We start from the raw sequence: 17,105 nt of genomic DNA, 5'->3' as shown, positions 1-17,105 counted from the left end.
GGACGGCGTTATGCGTGTGCGGTCGGGTTCAGCGTATCGCCGAACGCCCACATCCGCTCCAGATTGTAGAAGGTGCGGACTTCGGGACGAAACAGGTGGACGATCACGTCGCCGGTGTCGATCAGCACCCAGTCGGCGGTCGGCAGCCCTTCGATGCGCGACGGACGGCCGAACTCGGCCTTGACCCGTTCGGCCAGCTTGGTCGCCATCGATGCCACCTGCCGGCTGGACCGGCCGCTGGCGATGACCATGTAATCGGCGATGCTCGACTTGCCGGCGAGCGGGATCGACACCGTTTCGACCGCCTGGTCGTCGTCGAGGCTGGCGAGCACCAGGCGGTGCAGCGCTTCGGTCTCGCGCATGGCATCGGTCGGGTCGGAAGAAGTCGGCAAGGGGGTCAGCTTTCAGGGGCCTGTGCACCGGACCGGACGGGCGGAATTGCCCGACGGTGCCAAGCGGGATCGGCGGCGCGGATCGCGGTCGCCGAAGTCGGATCGGGGCGGAAGCGTAAACGGACCAGCGCCGGCAAACTCCACATCGTCCATCGTCTCGCCTGGCCTGCGGGCCGCGCATGGCGCCGCAACCAGCCCATCGCAGGACTAGCGAGGGCGCGACCGTCATAGCCCGGACGCGCGACGACCGCAATCGCCACCGTCCGCGCAATTCCGCGCCAGTCGCGCCAACGATGAAACTCCGCCAGATTGTCCGCACCCATCAGCCAGATGAAGCGATGCTGCGGGTACAGCCGCACCAGTCTCCGTAAGGTATCGACGGTATAGCGGGTGCCGAGCCGGCGTTCGATCGCGGTTGGCCGGATCGGCGCATGGCGTGCCACTCGCTTGGCCGACGCCAGCCGCGCGGCAAGCGGTGCCATGCCGGCAGCGGGCTTCAACGGGTTGCCGGGCGATACCAGCCACCACACCTCGTCCAGCGCCAGTGCGCGTCTGGCGGCGAGCGACACCCGGCGGTGGCCGTTGTGCGCGGGATTGAACGATCCGCCGAGCAGGCCGATGCGGCTCATGCCAGCGAAGACCGGTCGTCGCGCCAGTTCCGACGTTCGTGCAAGACGCGGAGGATCGCTACATCGTCCTGCTCGAGCGTGTAGAGCAGGATATAAGCGGTGCGGGCAACCCGCCAGACCCGGACGCCCTGGGCGATCGATCGACCGATGCCAGGGTAATCTCGCACCCGATCAGCCGCTGCACGAAGGTAACCCAGGATGCGCACCGCCGACAGGGCGGCATCCTGCTCGATCAGATAGGCATCGAGATCGGCCAGATCGCGAAGGGCCGACGCGGTCCAGATCAGTCCTGGCATCGTGCGCGATGGCGAGCGATCATCGCATCCAATTCCCGCATCACCACGTCATGGGGAATCGTTCGGCCGTGCTGCAAGTCGTCCAGTCCGGTCTGCGCGGCGTCCAGCAGGCGTTCTTCGGACAGGGCAGCTTCGTGCAATAGAGCCGCAGCGACATCGCCGATCGATTGACCGCGAGCCGTCGCCAATCGTTGCACGATGGCGGCGGTTTCGACGTCGATCGACGCAGTCAGCGGGGTCTTTTCCATCGCAGCAACCTATGCCGCGCCAGCCCCGGCATCAAGGCCGGGTCTGACCGGTCCCACGCACGATCCACTTGTACGTCGTCAGCCCCTCCAGTGCGACCGGGCCGCGCGCATGCAGCCGGCCGGTGGCGATGCCGATCTCCGCGCCCAACCCGAATTCGCCGCCATCGGCGAACTGGGTGGAGGCGTTCCACATCACGATCGCCGAATCGACCCGCGCGAGGAAATGGTCGGCGGTCGCTTCGTCGGCGGTGATGATCGCGTCGGTATGGTGCGATCCATGCGCCGCGATATGCGCGATCGCCGCGTCGACGCCGTCGACCAGCTTCACCGACAGGATCGCATCGAGATATTCGGTGTCCCAGTCGTCGTCATTCGCCTCGAGGATCGCGGGGTGCAGCGCCCGCACCTCCGCATCGCCGCGCAATTCGCAGCCGGCGTCGAGCAACCCGGTCAGGATCGGCAGCGGATCGGCATAGCCCCGGTCGATCAGCAGGGTCTCGGTCGCGCCGCACACGCCGGTGCGACGCAGCTTGGCATTGACGACGATGTCCCGCGCCATTGCCGGATCGGCGGCGCGATCGACATAGCTGTGGTTCAACCCGTCGAGATGCGCCAGCACCGGCACCCGCGCTTCCGCCTGCACCCGCGCGACGAGGCTCTTGCCCCCGCGCGGAATGATGAGGTCGATCAGCCCCTCGGCAGCCAGCATCGCCCCGACCGCCGCCCGGTCGGTCGTCTGGATCAGTTGCACCGCACCTTCGGGCAATCCGCCGGCCACCAGCCCCCGCACCATCGCCGCATGGATCGCGCGGTTGCTATGGATCGCCTCGCTGCCGCCGCGCAGGATCGCGGCATTGCCCGCCATCACCGCCAGCGCGCCGGCATCGGCAGTCACGTTGGGGCGGCTTTCATAGATGATCCCGATCACGCCGATCGGCACGCGAACGCGGGTGAGGACGAGGCCGTTGGGCCGTTCGGAGCGGTCGATGACGTCGCCGACCGGATCGGGCAAGGCCGCCACTGCCTCGACACCCGCGGCCGTGGCTTCGAGCCGGGCGGGGTCGAGTCGCAACCGGTCGAGCATCGCCCCCGACAGGCCGTTGGCTTCGGCCGCGGCAATGTCCTGTGCGTTGGCGGCTAGGATCGCGGCGGCGTCTTCGCGGATCGCGGCTGCGGCGTGACGGAGACCCGTCGATTTGACCGCGGTCGGCGTGGTCGCCAGCGCATGTGCGGCGGTCCGGGCGGTTCGCCCCAGGGCGGCCATGTCGGTGACCGGATTGGTATATGTCTCGGCGGCTGACATCGAAGATCCCTTCATGATCCTGCGATGGCGCATCGCCCAATATGGCAACGTCGTCCATAAAAAAGGGGCCGCCATACAGGCGGCCCCCGATCGCCGCTGGCAGGCTCGATCAGAATTTCGTTTTGAACCCGACATATTGCAGCTGCAGGACGTTGCCGGCCATTGAATAGGATGTTCCGACCCGGCCGTACTTCACCGATGTGCGCGAACTGGTTGGCACCACAACGTTCGATGGGCATCTGCAACGTGCCGGTCAGACGCAGCGTCGAACCGATGCCGCCAACGCAATTCGAGCTTGCGACCGCAACGCGCAGGTCGTTGAGACAGTTATCTGCCTGAAACGAGCCATCGGACAGGAATCTGAAGGCCCGCCCATATCGCGCAAGCGGATTGGCGCTGGTCGGCTTGGTAGTGCTGCGCAGCTTTTTATCTCGAGAGCAGCTCATTAAGCTGCGCAGCAATACTTCGTTACAATTCCGGAATCACCGCTCGACACACATCGCGATGCCCATGCCGCCGCCGATGCACAGCGTCGCCAGCCCCTTTTTCGCGTCGCGGCGCTTCATCTCGTACAGTAGCGTGGTCAGCACGCGGGCGCCCGATGCGCCGATCGGATGGCCGATCGCGATAGCGCCACCGTTCACATTCACCTTGTCGGCGGTCCAGCCCATGTCCTTGCCGACCGCCAGCGCCTGTGCGGCAAAGGCTTCGTTGGCTTCGACCAGATCGAGGTCGTCGACGCTCCAGCCGGCCTTTTCCAGCGCCCGGCGCGAGGCGGGGACCGGGCCGATGCCCATGATCGACGGATCGACGCCGGCGGTCGCCCAGCTCTTGATCGTGGCGAGCGGTTCGAGACCGCGCTTCGCGGCTTCGTCGGCCGACATCACGACCAGCGCGGCGGCACCGTCGTTCAGGCCCGACGCGTTGGCGGCGGTCACCGAACCGTCCTTCTTGAACGCCGGACGCAGGCCCGACACGCCGTCGATGGTCGCGCCGGCACGGATATATTCGTCCTGATCGACGACCGTGTCGCCCTTGCGGCCCTTGATCGTCACCGGGACGATCTCGTCGACGAAGCGGCCCTCGCTGCGGGCGGCTTCGGCGCGGTTCTGCGAACGGACGGCGAATTCGTCCTGCTCGGCGCGGGTCACCTGATATTGCTCGGCAAGGTTTTCGGCAGTGATGCCCATGTGATAGCCGTTGAAGACGTCGGTCAGGCCGTCCTTGATCATGGTGTCGACCATCGTGCCGTCGCCCATCTTGGTGCCGGCGCGCAGTTGTACCGCATGCGCCGACAGCGACATGCTTTCCTGTCCGCCCGCGACCACGATCGTTGCATCGCCGGTCTGGATCGCCTGTGCCGCCAGTGCCACCGCGCGCAGGCCCGACCCGCACACCTGGTTCAGGCTCCATGCCGGCACTTCCTTCGGCACGCCCGCCGCCATCGACGCCTGCCGGGCCGGATTTTGGCCCTGTCCCGCGGTCAGCACCTGGCCGAGGATCACTTCCGATACGTCCGCCGCAGCGACGCCGGCCTGATCCAGCGCGGCGGCGATCGCCTGCCGCCCCAGTTCATGCGCCGGCACCGCGGCAAAAGCGCCGAGGAAGCTCCCGACGGGGGTACGCTTGGCGGCTACGATGACGACGTCGGTCATGGGCAATCCTTCTCCTAAAGGTTCGCGCGCTATCTAGTGCGCGAACCGTCGCATAGCCAGTGCGCAAGCGGTTCCCACAGGACGCTTGGTCCGCGTGATCCGACGATCATGCCGACATGGCCCGCGGGCACGATACGCCGGTCGGGCAGGCCGATCGCGCTGGCGGCGGGAACGATGCGGTCGTCCGCCGCGACGAATTCGACCATCGGCACAGGATGGTCGGCGGAGGCGATGCGATCGGCGACCTGCCAGCGTCCGGTGCCGGGCAGATCGGCATCGAACAGGTCGTCGAACAATTCGCGCCCCGCCGCATAGGGCAGCGGCGCGCCGGCATTGGCCCAATCCTCCAGCGCGATGAACGCCTGCGCCTTGGCCGATGCCGGGTCGAGATCGGCGAAGCCGACATATTTGTCGACGGTGCGCCCCGGATCGAGCTGCCAGAACATCGCCTGAAGGAACTCCATCGGGACGAGGCCCATCCGCTCGGCGGTCGGCTGCGCCATGGTCCATTGGTCGGCGATGCCGGCGCGGGTCGCATCGTCGAACCCTGTGAAATGCCACGGCGTCGCGATCAGGGCGATGCCCGCCACCGGCACGAACCCCGCCGTGGCGAGCGCGATCGTCCCGCCAAGGCAATAGCCGACCAGCAACGGCGGTTCGTCCAGCGTCGCGCACAGCCGCGCCGCCGCCTGCGCATGACGCCCAAGGTCCATCGCACGATCGTCAGGCGCGGGCGTCCCCCAGTCGACCAGCAACACCCGCAGCCCCTGTCCGGCCAGCCAGCGCAGCAGCGATTTTTCGGGCGACAGGTCGAGGACGAACGGCGGATTGATGAGCGACGGGATCACCACCACCGGTCGTCCCGCACCGCCATAATCGCGTAGAACGATCCGTCCGTCGCGCGCGACCGGTTCGGCCATGGGCGTGCGCGGCAGGCGCGGCGCGTCCTGATAGGCGCGCAGGCCCGTCAGCGCGCGGGCGCGACGGCCGGGATCATCGGCGGTTTCGCTGCGCAACATCGAGAGAAACAACGGTAAAGGCCGTGGTCCGTGTTGCGGCGCGGTATCAACCGGTGTAGCCATAGGAACATCTTTCGCGCAAGGATTTCGCATGAAGAAGGCAGCGGCCGACGGCAGCCCCGTCATCATCAAGAAATACGCCAATCGTCGGCTCTATAATACCGAGACTTCGTCCTACATCACGCTCGAGCATCTGGCAGCGATGACGCGCGAACATCGCGATTTCAAGGTCGTCGATGCGAAGACCGACGACGACATCACCCATAACGTGCTGACGCAGATCATCATGGAGGAGGAGAGCCGGGGACAGACGCTGTTGCCGGTCAGCTTCTTGCGTCAACTCATCACGCTGTACGGCGATTCGATGCAGGCAATGGTGCCGGGGTATCTGGAGGCGTCGATGGACAGCTTCCGCCGGAACCAGGAACAGTTCAAGACCGCGGTCGAGGGTGCCTTCGCCCATTCGCCCTTCGCGGAAATCGCCAAGCGCAACCTTGCCATGTTCGAAGCGGCGGCGCATGCGTTCAAGCCGGGTGCCCCCGGTGCACCCGGGGCTGCGACCCCCGCGACGACCACGACCGAAACGCCGGTCAAGGTCGACGAAATGGCCGCCCTGCGCGCCGAACTCGCCCGGTTGCAGGACAAGGTCGACAAGCTGGGATGAGCGGACGGGGGTGCCGTTCGGCTCCCCCATCCATACTGTCGGGGTCGAGCTTGTCGGGAAGCGTCTGTCGAGAACGGCTACCCTGCGAAACCCCGTTCCCGATGCGCGCGGTACGTTGTCCGATCGCGGCTCGAACCGAATGGCGCGATTGGCTTTAGGGCCGATCGACATTCAGAGATAACCACGAAATTTCGTCATTCCCGCGCAGGCGGGAATCCATAGACACCGGCGGTTTGGCTGGATTCGCGACGCTGGCGTATAGGGACTCCCGCCTGCGCGGGAGTGACGAACGGGGATGGAAGGCCATTCCTGCGCCCAGCGAACTGAAGGTCGATCGGTCCTGGTCCGTTCGTCTGGAGTAGCCGCTTAGCAAAGTCGAAGCGGTGTATCGAAGGACATGCCACCCGTAACCCGATACGCGCTTCCGGGTGTCCCGGTCATTTTCGATCGCCGCTGCTCGAACGGGCTCGATCCCCGCGAACGGCCGGGGTGAGAGCGATGCAGCCCCCACCCCATGAACGTTACTTCGGCTTGACGAAGCGCAGCGTCATCCGGTCGCTTTCGCCGATCGCGGCATATTTGGCGCGATCGACGTCCTTCAACCGATAGGTCGGCGGCAACGTCCACACGCCCTGCGGCCAGTCGGCGGTATCCTTGGGGTTGGCGTTCACGTTCGATGTGCCGGCCAGCCTGAACCCGGCCTTCGTCGCAAAGGCGATGACCGAGCTTTCCTTCATATACCCCGATTTCTCTTCGGCGGCGGCGTCGCGTTGCTCGGGCAGGCGGTGCTCGACCACGCCCAGCACGCCGCCGGGCTTGAGCATCCGGAACATCGCGTTGAACGCCGCCTGCGCCTGATCGGCCCCGCCGAAGCGCCAGTTATGGACGTTGCGGAATGTCAGCACCTTGTCGGCGACGCCGTCAGGCACGCCGGCCTGTCCGGCATCGGCGGGGAAGGCCATCGCCTGCACCTTGCCGAACGCGGTCGCATCGCGCGCTTGCAGCTTCGCGACCATCTCGGCGGTGCGCGGCAAGGGGCCGGCGGCGGCATAGCGGCCCTTTTCCCGCAGCATCGGTGCGAGGATTTCGGTGTACCAGCCATTGCCCGGCCAGATTTCGACTACCGTGTCGGTCGGCTTCACCCCGAAAAAGCTCAGCGTCTCGGCCGGATGGCGATAGCGATCGCGTTGAGTATTGGCCGGATCGCGCAGCGGCGATGCGACCGCAGCGGCCAGCGGGCCGCGCGGTGCCTGCGCCGGGGCGGGGGTCAGCGCGACCAGCGCGGTACTTAGGACTGGCAGGAACAGGGCGGTTCGACGCATGGGGAAAATCCTGACGGGAGGAACGGGTGGACGACGCACACAGGTTGTTATGGACGATCGCGGGCGTGGCGGCGATGCTCTTTGCAGTGTCGGTGCTGGCGGAACGTCGCCGTACCCTGCGCCGCGATCCCGATCGCGTCGGCTGGATGCCATGGACGCTGGTCCAGCTGATCGCGGTGCTGCTGACGGTGTTCAGCGTCGCGATGGCATTGAAATAGGGCGCGATATCCTGCCGGTAAGATGGCGCTGGAGGCTTGCAGGCGGCCGTCGCGGCTGACGCCGGCGAAAATGCAGGCGATTCAGTACGATCCGGTTACGCGGGCGGTGACGCCGGGCGGGTGGCGATCATGCACCCGCACTCCCGCCGCTCAATAGAAGCGCGCCAGCGTCAGCGTCCGGGCCGCGCCGTCGCACATCGTCAGCCGCACGACCCGTCCCGGTGCATCGGTGCCCCAGCGGACGTCGACGCCGCCATCGGGTTTCAGTGCCACGGCCTGTCCATCGACCTGACAGATCAGGTCGTCGGCCTTCCACCCCGCCTTCGCCGCCGGGCCGCCGGCCATGACATGCAGCACGCGCAACCGTGCCCGGTCGTACCCCAGCAGCAGGCCGCTGGTCGATTTGAGCGGCGCGGGTGGGGCGTCGGGGTTCGGCGACAACAGCATTTGCCCTGCGCCGGGATCGAGCAGCACGCGGTAGCGCAGCAACAGCCCGGTGCCGACCCGCCCGGCGACGCGGACCTGTTTGGCAAAGCCGCCATCCGCCTCGATCCGCACTTCGATCGGCCCGGTCGGTTGCCCGCCCAGCGATACCGCGTCGGTAACGGTCAGCCCGGCATCGACCACCCCGCCCGCGCCATAGGCGATTGTCGACGTGACCCGCGCGCCCCTGATCGCGGCCGTGCGCCACGCGTTGCGCGCGATGCTGAGCGCGCCGCCATCGCCGGTATCGATCAGCAGCGGGCGGACGCGCGTCTTGGCCAGCGTCGCCTGCGTCAGATACAGGCCGCTGCCCGACTGGATCGACAGCGGCACGCGGGTGCCGGTGAACGGCATCCGTCCGCTCGGCAACAGGCGGAACCGGCGGTTGGCGAAATCGATGTCGAGCGCATGGGGAGAGATCAGGTCGGTGCCGACCAGCACATCGGCATCGCCCGAGGCGCTGGCGAGCAGTTTGGGCAGGTCGATCACCGCCACCCGTCCGCCGCTGCGGTCGAGCGCGCCGAACGCAACCGACTTGGTCGCTGCCCAGTCGACGCGGATCGAACCGCCCAGCGCCACGCCCGACGCCGCGCCCTGCGGATCGATGGTCAGCTTCGCGCGGCGGGCGAAGTCGCGGCTGACCGCCGAATGGTTGAGGCCGGTGTCGAGCAGCGCCTGCGCCGCGACCCCGTTGATGGTCATCGCGAACCGCAGATGGTTGGCGGCGGTCAGGGTGAAGGGCACCCAGCGCGCCTCGGCATCGGCGGACAGCGTGCCCTGCGCACGGGCGATGGCGGGCGCGCACAGCAGCAGCGCGAGGATCAGGCGGAGCAACACCGTCCGGATGTAGGGCGACGGTCGCGCAAGCGCTACAGGCAGGCCTCCAGCAGCGCCTGATCGAAGCCATATTGCCGCGCCTTGTCGAGCGTGTAGGGGCGCATCCCCATCGAGCGGTATTCGCCGATGATCTTGCCGTCGGCGCTTTCGTCGAGATACTCGAACTTGAACAGCTCCTGCGTCACGATCACCGGCCCTTCCATGCCGATCACCTCGGTAATGTTGGTGACGCGCCGCGAACCGTCGCGCAGGCGCTTGACCTGTACGATCAGGTCGACCGAGTCGGCGATCTGGCGGCTGATCGCTTCCTTCGGCACCTTGATGTCCGACATCATCACCATGTTCTCCATCCGCGCGAGGCATTCGCGCGGGGAGTTGGCGTGGAGCGTCGCCATCGATCCGTCGTGACCGGTGTTCATCGCCGCGAGCAGGTCGAAACACTCGCTGCCACGAATTTCGCCGAGGATGATCCGGTCCGGGCGCATACGCAGGGCGTTCTTCACCAGATCGCGGATGGTGATCTCGCCTTGCCCCTCCAGGTTGGGCGGGCGGGTTTCCAGCGGTAGCCAGTGCGGCTGTTGCAGCCGCAATTCGGCGGCGTCCTCGATCGTCAGCACGCGTTCGCCGGGGTCGATCATCTTCGACAGGGCGTTGAGCATGGTGGTCTTGCCCGAGCCGGTGCCGCCCGAGATCACAACGTTGAACCGGCTGGCGCCCGCGACCTTCAGCGTGGTCGCCATCTCCTTGCTCATCGATCCGAAGCCCGACATCATGTCGATGGTAATTGGTTTCGCCGAGAATTTACGGATCGAGATCGCGGTGCCCTTCAGGCTGAGCGGCGGCACGATCACGTTGACGCGGCTGCCGTCCTTCAGCCGTGCATCGGCCAGCGGCGTCGTCTGGTCGACACGCCGCCCGACCGAGTTGCAGATGCGCTGCGCGATCTGGAACAGATGCTCTTCGTCGCGAAACGCGATATTGGCGAGTTCCAGCTTGCCCTTACGCTCGACGAAAGTTTGTTCCGGACCGTTGACCATGATGTCGCTGATCGCCGGGTCCGCCAACAATTCCTCAAGCGGCCCAAGGCCCAACAGCTCGTCGACCAGCACCTTTTCCAGTGCGAACTGCTCACGCCGGTTCAGCGTCAGCTTCAATTCGGCCAACACCTCCCCAACGATCGGCCGAAATTCCTCCGCCAGCTCGTCCTTGTTGAGCGTTGCGGCGGCTTCGGGATCGACGCGTTCGAGCAGGCGCGGCAACACCTGTTCCTTAATGCGGTGGATCGAGGATTCGAACCCTTCGACGCGGCTGTTGCCGGCGTCACCCGACAATGCCTGTCGGTCGGCGAGCCGCTGCATCGCGTCGCCCACCCCCTGCGGCAGGCTACCCGCCTGTTCGCCCGGCATCGGGGTGAAATCGTCGCCTGACAGCGGTATCTGGGTCAGCGATGGAAATTGCGAGCCAAGGTCGAGATCGGCGGCGCGTGCCGGCCCCGATCCCTGCATCGGCCGCGCGACCCCGAAGGACGGCCTGCCGCCGCCCGCTCCGCCCATGCCGCTCCGCCGCCCGAATGCGTTCACGCTCGCCACCCCATTGATTCTCAGACGACAGGCTAGGGGGGATGTTTTTATATTTGCCTAACTACGTCCGGTAGGCGGTCGGACGGGGGCGCTTCTCCTCTTCCAGGGAGGGGAGGGTAATTGCCTCTGCGTCTCGGCCAAGCCCGACAGCGAAAGGGCGGAGCATGTCGCCATGCCCCGCCCCGCATATGTCTGCTTCCATCCCTCGGCGGCTGCTCGTCATTCCCGCCGGCGCGGGAACGACGATCCCGTCCGCACCCGATCAGATGTGGATCGGCTTGCCCCGTACCGCCATCGCCGCTTCCTTGAGCGCTTCGGCATGGGTCGGGTGTGCGTGGCAGGTGTATGCAATGTCTTCGCTGGTCGCGCCGAATTCCATCGCTTGGGCCGCCTGCGCGATCATCGTGCCGGCCAGTGACGAAACGATCCACACACCGACCACGCGATCGGTCTTGGCATCGGCGATGACCTTCACGAAGCCATCGGTGTCGCGGTTGGTCTTGGCACGGCTGTTGGCGGCGAACGGGAACTTGCCCACCTTTACCTCGCCCTTTTCCTTCGCGGCTTCCTCGGTCAGGCCGACGCCGGCGATTTCGGGCATGGTGTAGACCACGCTCGGGATGACGTCGTGGTTCACGATGCCGGTCTGACCGGCGATGAATTCGGCGACCGCGACGCCCTCGTCCTCGGCCTTGTGCGCCAGCATCGGCCCATGGACCACGTCGCCGATCGCCCAGATGCCGTCGACCTTGGTGCGGAATTCATCATCGATATCGACCTGTCCGCGCTGGTTGACCGACAGCCCGGCCTTGTCGAGCGCCAGATGTTCGGTGTTGGCGCGGCGACCGATCGATACGAGCACGGCGTCGGCGGTCAGCGTGGTCGCTTCGCCGCCGGCGGCCGGTTCGACCGTCAGCGTCGCGGTGCCGCCGTCGACCGACGCGCCGGTGACCTTGGTCGAGGTCTTGAGGTCAAAGCCCTGCTTCTTGAACAGCTTGGCCGACTCCTTGCGGACCTCGCCGTCGAAGCCGGGCAGGATCTGGTCGGCATATTCGACCACGGTGACCTTCGCACCCAGGCGCCGCCACACGCTGCCCAGCTCCAGCCCGATCACGCCGCCGCCGATGACGACCAGATGCTCGGGTACCTTGGGCAGCGCCAGCGCACCGGTCGAATCGACGATGATCGCTGCGTCGTTGTCGACCGCCACGCCCGGCAGCGGGGTAACGCTCGAACCGGTGGCGATGACGATGTCGCGCGCGGTGACGGTGCGGTCGCCGATCTTCACGCTATGGTCGTTCTCGAACGCGGCATAGCCCTTCAGCCATTCGACCTTGTTCTTCTTGAACAGATACTCGATGCCGCCCGTCAGCTCGCCGACTGCCTTGGCCTTTTCAGCATGCATCTGGTCGAGGTTCAGTGTCGCGCCCTGGATCTCGACGCCGAACTTGGCGAGGTGACCGCCGGTTGCTTCCTCATACAGTTCGGACGCATGCAACAGCGCCTTGGACGGGATGCACCCGACGTTCAGGCAGGTGCCGCCCAGCGTCTCGCGCCCTTCGGCGCACGCGGTCTTTAGCCCAAGCTGCGCCGCACGAATCGCCGCGACATAGCCGCCGGGGCCGGCACCGATCACGAGGACGTCGAAGTCATATTCAGCCATAGTCTCTATCCCGTCCTAGTCGTTGTGGGCGATCACGCGGATCGCGCCGTCGCCGGTACGGCGGCATTGTGCCGCAAATTGTCGCAGGGCCGGAATCCCCCGCATCACGTAATCAAGTGCATCGGCGCCGCCGAACGTGTCGGCCAGATAGACATCGGCCTTCGCCATCGCCCGCGGATCGAAGCGGCGGGCAAGGGTGGCATCGTCCTGCCGGTCGAGCGCATCGGCGAACGCCTGCATCAGCGGCGGCGCGATCAGGCCGATCCCGCCCTCGCCATTCTCGTCCGCGCCCAGTTCGGGGAGCGCGGCGATGATGATGCCCAGCGTGTCGCCGATATCGTCCGCCGATCCCGTCAGCAGGTAATGGACCGCGTGCCACGCCTCGCCCAGATCGAGAAAGTCGAGATCTTCGACGCCTTCCTCGAACAGAAAGTCTTCGAACACCGATGGGTCGGCGACCAGCCGGTCGATGTCGGCATCGCCGGCCCGCCGCAGATAGATGACCATGCCCATCGGTTTCCGGGTCGCCCTTAAAGGTCGATCAGCAGGCGGGTCGGATCCTCGATCGCGTTCTTGAGCGCGACGAGGAAGGTCACCGCTTCGCGACCGTCGATCAGGCGATGGTCATAGCTGAGTGCCAGATACATCATCGGGCGCACCACGACCTGTCCGTTGCGGACGACCGGGCGTTCCTCGATCCGGTGCAGGCCCAGCACCGCCGACTGCGGCGGGTTGATGATCGGCGTCGACATCAGCGAGCCGAACACGCCGCCGTTCGAGATGGTGAAGGTACCGCCCTTCATCTCGTCCATCTTGAGCGTGCCATCCTTGGCGCGCTTGCCGAAGTCGCCGATCGTCTTTTCGACGCCCGCGACCGACAGCTTGTCGGCGTCGCGGATCACGGGAACGACCAGGCCGCCCGGTGCCGATACGGCGACCGAGATGTCGGCATAGTCGCGATAGACGATCTCATCGCCCTCGATCGATGCGTTGACCGACGGAATGTCCTTCAGCGCCATCGTCGCGGCCTTCACGAAGAAGCCCATGAAGCCCAGCCGAACGCCGTGCTTCTTTTCGAACAGGTCTTTGTACTTCGCGCGGGCCTCGATCACCGCCGTCATGTCGACGTCGTTGAAGGTGGTAAGCAGCGCGGCGGTGTCCTGCGCTTCCTTCAGACGGCGGGCGATCGTCTGGCGCAGGCGCGTCATCTTCACGCGCTCTTCACCGCGCGTCGGTGCGGCGGCAGCGGCCGGGGTGGCGGCAGGTGCAGCAGCGGCGGGCGCAGCAGCGGCCGACTTGTCACCGGCGGCGGCGACCACGTCTTCCTTGGTGATGCGACCGTCGCGGCCGGTGCCCTTCACCTTGGCCGGGTCGACGCCATGTTCGAGGATCGCGCGGCGGACAGACGGCGAAAGCGCGGCGGCGTCGACATTGTTGTCGCTAGCGGCCGGAGCCTGCTGCGCAGCGGCCGGGGCAGGGGCGGCGGCAGGCGCTGCGTCCTGTTTCGGCGCAGCGGCGGCGCCGTCGCCCGATTCGATCGTCGCGATCATCGCGCCCACCGACACGGTATCGCCGGGCTGCACGGCGTGCTGCCCCATGACGCCGGCGACCGGCGCGGGCACCTCAACCGACACCTTGTCGGTTTCGAGGCTGGCGATCGGTTCGTCGGCGGCGACCGCCTCACCGGGCTTCTTCAACCATTCGCCCAGCGTCGCTTCGGTAATCGATTCGCCCAGCGTGGGGACCAGAACTTCGGTTGCCATCGGATCTTCCTCATCTCCCCCGTGTCGGGGGTAATAACACGGTTAGGATGCGGCCTTGCCGGTGGCGCGATCGCCCTCGGCCTGACGGGTGCGGCGGATTTCGTCGCGGACATTGTGGCCGAGCGCATCGGCGACCAGCGCGCCCTGTTCGGCCTGGTGCCGCTTCATCAGCCCGGTGGCGGGCGATGCCGCCGCCGCACGACCCGCGTACCGGGCGCGCGGAACCTGCGAACCGGCCTCGGCCAGCGCCTCCTCGATCGCCGGTTCGACCAGGAACCACGAACCGTTGTTCTTCGGCTCTTCCTGTGCCCAGACGACGTCGGTCAGGTTGGGCAGACGCTTCAGCCGCTCGACCAGCGCGTCCGACGGGAACGGATAAATCTGCTCCACGCGGACGATCTGGGTCGCGGTATCGCCGGCCGCATCGCGCGCCTCGATCAGATCGAAGGCGACCTTGCCCGAACACAGCACCAGCCGGGTCGTGTTCGTATCGGCCGGTGCCGACGGATCGGACAGCAACCGCTTGAAATGGGTGCCCGGCAGGAAGTCCTCGGTCTTCGACACCGCCATCTTGTGCCGCAGCAGCGACTTGGGCGTCATGATGACCAAGGGTTTGCGGAAATTGCGGTGCATCTGTCGCCGCAACAGGTGGAACAGGTTGGCTGGCGACGTGACGTTGGCGACCTGCATATTGTCGCCAGCGCACAGCTGCAGGAAGCGTTCGAGACGCGCCGAGCTGTGTTCCGGACCCTGACCTTCATAGCCGTGCGGCAGCATCAACACGAGGCCGTTGGCGCGCAGCCACTTGGCTTCGCCCGCCGCGATGAACTGATCGATCATGATCTGCGCACCGTTGGCGAAATCGCCGAACTGCGCTTCCCAGATCACCAGCGCCTTCGGATCGGCGAGCGCATAGCCATATTCGAAGCCGAGCACGCCATATTCGGACAGCGGGCTGTCGAGCACTTCGAAGCTGCCATGCTCGATATTGTTGAGCGGCACGTACTTGTGCTCGTCGGTCTGGTCGACCCACACCGCATGGCGTTGCGAGAAGGTGCCGCGACCCGAATCCTGACCCGACAGGCGCACCCCGAAGCCTTCCGACAGCAGCGAACCGAACGCCAGTGCCTCGGCGGTCGCCCAGTCGAAGCCTTCGCCACCCGCGAACATGCCGCGCTTGGCATCGAGGACGCGCGACAGCGTCTTGTGGACCTGAATGCTGTCGGGAACCGTCGTCAGGGTGCGGCCGAGCGAATCGAACAGCTTCTGTTCGATGCCGGTATCGACCGAACGGCGCGATCCTTCGGCATCCATCGGCGCGTGCAGGCCGGACCAGCGACCGGCGAACCAGTCGGCGCGGTTGGGCTTGTAGCTCTTGGCGTTTTCGAATTCGCCTTCGAGATGCTGGGTGAACTCGGCGGTCTTGGCGGTGACGAAGTCGCCGTCGATGACGCCTTCGTCCTGCAACCGCTTGCCATAGATGTCGCTGACGCCGGGGTGGCCCTTGATCTTCGCGTACATCAGCGGCTGGGTGAAGGACGGCTCGTCGCCTTCGTTATGGCCGAAGCGGCGATAGCACCACATGTCGATGACGATGTCGCGCTTGAACGCCTGACGGAATTCGATCGCCATCTTGGTGGCGAAGGTCACCGCCTCGGGATCGTCGCCGTTGACGTGGAAGATCGGTGCCTGAACGCCCTTCGCCACGTCCGACGGATAGGGCGACGAGCGTGCGAATTGCGGCGAGGTCGTGAAGCCGACCTGGTTGTTGATGATGAAGTGGACGCAGCCGCCGGTATTGTAGCCGCGGATGCCCGAGAAGCCGAGGCATTCCCACACGATCCCCTGGCCCGCGAACGCCGCGTCGCCGTGGATCAGGACGGGCAGGACCTGTTCATGCTTTTCCAGATCGCCACGGAAGGTCTGCTGCGCACGGACCTTGCCGAGCACGACCGGATTGACCGCTTCGAGATGGCTGGGGTTGGCGACCAGCGACATATGCACCGACACGTCGTCGAAGCTGCGGTCGGTCGAGGTGCCGAGGTGGTATTTCACGTCGCCCGAACCGCCGATATCGTCGGGGTTGGCACTGCCGCCCGCGAATTCGTGGAAGAGGACGCGGAACGGCTTGTTCATGACGTTGGTCAGCACGTTCAGACGGCCGCGATGCGCCATGCCGTACACGATCTCGCGCACGCCGAGCTGGCCACCGTACTTGATGACCGCTTCGAGCGCCGGGATCATCGATTCACCGCCGTCGAGGCCGAAGCGCTTCGTGCCGACATATTTGCGGCCGAGGAACTTCTCCCACTGTTCCGCCTCGATGACCTTGGCGAGGATCGCCTTCTTGCCTTCCGGAGTGAACTGGATCGCCTTGTCACGGCCTTCCATCCGGTCCTGCAGGAACTTGCGCTCCTCCACATCCGCGATGTGCATATATTCGAGGCCGACATTGCCGCAGTAATTGGCGCGCAGGATGTCGACGATCTCGCGCACGGTCGCCCATTCGAGGCCGAGCGTACCGCCCAGATAGACCGGCGTGTCGATCTCGGCATCGGAGAAGCCGTGATATTCGGTGCGCAGGTCCTCGGGCAGTTCGCGACGGGCGAGGCCCAGCGGATCGAGATTGGCGGCGAGGTGACCACGCACGCGATAGGTGCGGATCAGCAACTGCGCGCGGATCGCGTCACCGGCGGCCTTGGCGACGTCGACCTTCGGCGCGGGCGCGGCAGCGGCGGCCGGGGCGGGCTTGCCGCCCCGGGCGGGCTTGGGCGCCGGCTCCATCTGCGTCGGGTCGAGCGCGGCGGTCAGCGCGTCGGTCTCGGTCAGCGGCCAGCGCTTGCTCTGCCAGCTGGGATGCTGGGTCGCACCCTCCAGCCCGTCGAACCACTGCCGCCAGCCGGCATCGACCGACGAGGGGTTCTCGCGGTAGCGACCATAGAGCGTTTCCACGAATGCCGGGCTGACGCCGGCGGCGATGTCGAAATCCTGGCCTTCGTAGCCCATGGTCACATCCTGTCCGCTTCTGCCCGG

17 protein-coding genes are annotated in these 17,105 nt (G+C 66.3%); 3 read left to right on the top strand and 14 right to left on the bottom strand.

Translation table 11 applies throughout. From position 1 onward, the window contains the following. Positions 1-8: 8 nt before the first annotated feature. The 5 genes from rsfS to ASE91_RS03710 are packed head-to-tail and all read right to left on the bottom strand — an operon-like array spanning position 9 to position 2,868. Positions 9-362 (bottom strand): ribosome silencing factor, encoded by a 354-nt coding sequence (rsfS, locus tag ASE91_RS03730; RefSeq protein ID WP_056001157.1) that lies wholly within the window; start codon positions 360-362, stop codon positions 9-11. A gap of 35 nt (positions 363-397) precedes the next feature. Further along, on the bottom strand, positions 398-1,021 hold the full coding sequence (locus ASE91_RS03725; protein ID WP_056001159.1) for a nicotinate-nucleotide adenylyltransferase: 624 nt from the start codon (positions 1,019-1,021) through the stop codon (positions 398-400). Beyond that, positions 1,018-1,317: a type II toxin-antitoxin system RelE/ParE family toxin gene (locus ASE91_RS03720; protein WP_056001162.1), complete on the bottom strand. Its 300-nt coding sequence runs from the start codon at positions 1,315-1,317 to the stop codon at positions 1,018-1,020. The genes ASE91_RS03725 and ASE91_RS03720 overlap by 4 nt, the downstream gene beginning before the upstream one ends. After that, the gene (locus tag ASE91_RS03715) at positions 1,305-1,565 is read right to left on the bottom strand and encodes a hypothetical protein (RefSeq protein WP_056622770.1); all 261 of its coding nucleotides are present in this window, start codon (positions 1,563-1,565) and stop codon (positions 1,305-1,307) included. Before ASE91_RS03715 ends, ASE91_RS03720 begins: the two co-directional genes overlap by 13 nt. 31 nt (positions 1,566-1,596) lie before the next feature. Beyond that, on the bottom strand, positions 1,597-2,868 hold the full coding sequence (locus ASE91_RS03710; RefSeq protein WP_056623027.1) for a glutamate-5-semialdehyde dehydrogenase: 1,272 nt from the start codon (positions 2,866-2,868) through the stop codon (positions 1,597-1,599). Here ASE91_RS03710 and ASE91_RS19120 point away from each other — a divergent pair. Further along, positions 2,828-3,034, top strand: a complete 207-nt coding sequence (locus tag ASE91_RS19120; protein ID WP_235530307.1) for a hypothetical protein — start codon at positions 2,828-2,830, stop codon at positions 3,032-3,034. The genes ASE91_RS03710 and ASE91_RS19120 overlap by 41 nt on opposite strands. 316 nt (positions 3,035-3,350) lie before the next feature. Here the strand turns inward: ASE91_RS19120 and ASE91_RS03705 are convergent, their stop codons facing one another. Continuing rightward, entirely contained in the window at positions 3,351-4,523 is a 1,173-nt protein-coding gene (locus tag ASE91_RS03705) for an acetyl-CoA C-acetyltransferase (protein WP_056502573.1), read from the bottom strand. Between the two features lie 29 nt (positions 4,524-4,552). Further along, the gene (locus ASE91_RS03700) at positions 4,553-5,554 is read right to left on the bottom strand and encodes an alpha/beta fold hydrolase (RefSeq protein ID WP_235530294.1); all 1,002 of its coding nucleotides are present in this window, start codon (positions 5,552-5,554) and stop codon (positions 4,553-4,555) included. Positions 5,555-5,633: 79 nt separating this feature from the next. On the opposite strand from ASE91_RS03700, the gene phaR reads away from it, so the two are divergent. Then, positions 5,634-6,206: a polyhydroxyalkanoate synthesis repressor PhaR gene (gene phaR / locus ASE91_RS03695; protein WP_056001177.1), complete on the top strand. Its 573-nt coding sequence runs from the start codon at positions 5,634-5,636 to the stop codon at positions 6,204-6,206. Between the two features lie 521 nt (positions 6,207-6,727). Here phaR and ASE91_RS03690 read toward each other — a convergent pair. Beyond that, on the bottom strand, positions 6,728-7,528 hold the full coding sequence (locus ASE91_RS03690) for a class I SAM-dependent methyltransferase (RefSeq protein WP_056622761.1): 801 nt from the start codon (positions 7,526-7,528) through the stop codon (positions 6,728-6,730). A gap of 26 nt (positions 7,529-7,554) precedes the next feature. On the opposite strand from ASE91_RS03690, the gene ASE91_RS03685 reads away from it, so the two are divergent. Continuing rightward, the gene (locus ASE91_RS03685; protein WP_056622757.1) at positions 7,555-7,746 is read left to right on the top strand and encodes a hypothetical protein; all 192 of its coding nucleotides are present in this window, start codon (positions 7,555-7,557) and stop codon (positions 7,744-7,746) included. A gap of 150 nt (positions 7,747-7,896) precedes the next feature. Here the strand turns inward: ASE91_RS03685 and ASE91_RS03680 are convergent, their stop codons facing one another. The 6 genes from ASE91_RS03680 to ASE91_RS03655 all read right to left on the bottom strand — a co-directional run bounded on the left by ASE91_RS03680 (position 7,897) and on the right by ASE91_RS03655 (position 17,078). Beyond that, a complete protein-coding gene (locus ASE91_RS03680) occupies positions 7,897-9,066 on the bottom strand; it encodes an aspartyl protease family protein (RefSeq protein WP_156357640.1) in 1,170 nt (389 codons plus the stop codon). Between the two features lie 32 nt (positions 9,067-9,098). Then, entirely contained in the window at positions 9,099-10,619 is a 1,521-nt protein-coding gene (locus ASE91_RS03675; protein WP_056001189.1) for a CpaF family protein, read from the bottom strand. A gap of 289 nt (positions 10,620-10,908) precedes the next feature. Then, complete coding sequence (gene lpdA, locus ASE91_RS03670; RefSeq protein WP_056001192.1) at positions 10,909-12,309, bottom strand: dihydrolipoyl dehydrogenase; 1,401 nt, start codon at positions 12,307-12,309, stop codon at positions 10,909-10,911. Between the two features lie 15 nt (positions 12,310-12,324). Continuing rightward, positions 12,325-12,816, bottom strand: coding sequence for a DUF1877 family protein (locus tag ASE91_RS03665; RefSeq protein ID WP_162233613.1), 492 nt, complete (start codon positions 12,814-12,816; stop codon positions 12,325-12,327). Between the two features lie 23 nt (positions 12,817-12,839). Continuing rightward, a complete protein-coding gene (gene odhB, locus ASE91_RS03660) occupies positions 12,840-14,072 on the bottom strand; it encodes a 2-oxoglutarate dehydrogenase complex dihydrolipoyllysine-residue succinyltransferase (RefSeq protein WP_056622748.1) in 1,233 nt (410 codons plus the stop codon). Positions 14,073-14,114: 42 nt separating this feature from the next. Further along, positions 14,115-17,078 (bottom strand): 2-oxoglutarate dehydrogenase E1 component, encoded by a 2,964-nt coding sequence (locus ASE91_RS03655; RefSeq protein ID WP_082453785.1) that lies wholly within the window; start codon positions 17,076-17,078, stop codon positions 14,115-14,117. Positions 17,079-17,105: the final 27 nt, after the last annotated feature.

Source organism: Sphingomonas sp. Leaf62 (genome assembly GCF_001421915.1).
GTDB lineage: Bacteria > Pseudomonadota > Alphaproteobacteria > Sphingomonadales > Sphingomonadaceae > Sphingomonas.
The sequence above is the reverse complement of the archived record's forward strand: the minus strand, read 5'-3'. Positions and strand labels throughout refer to the sequence as shown.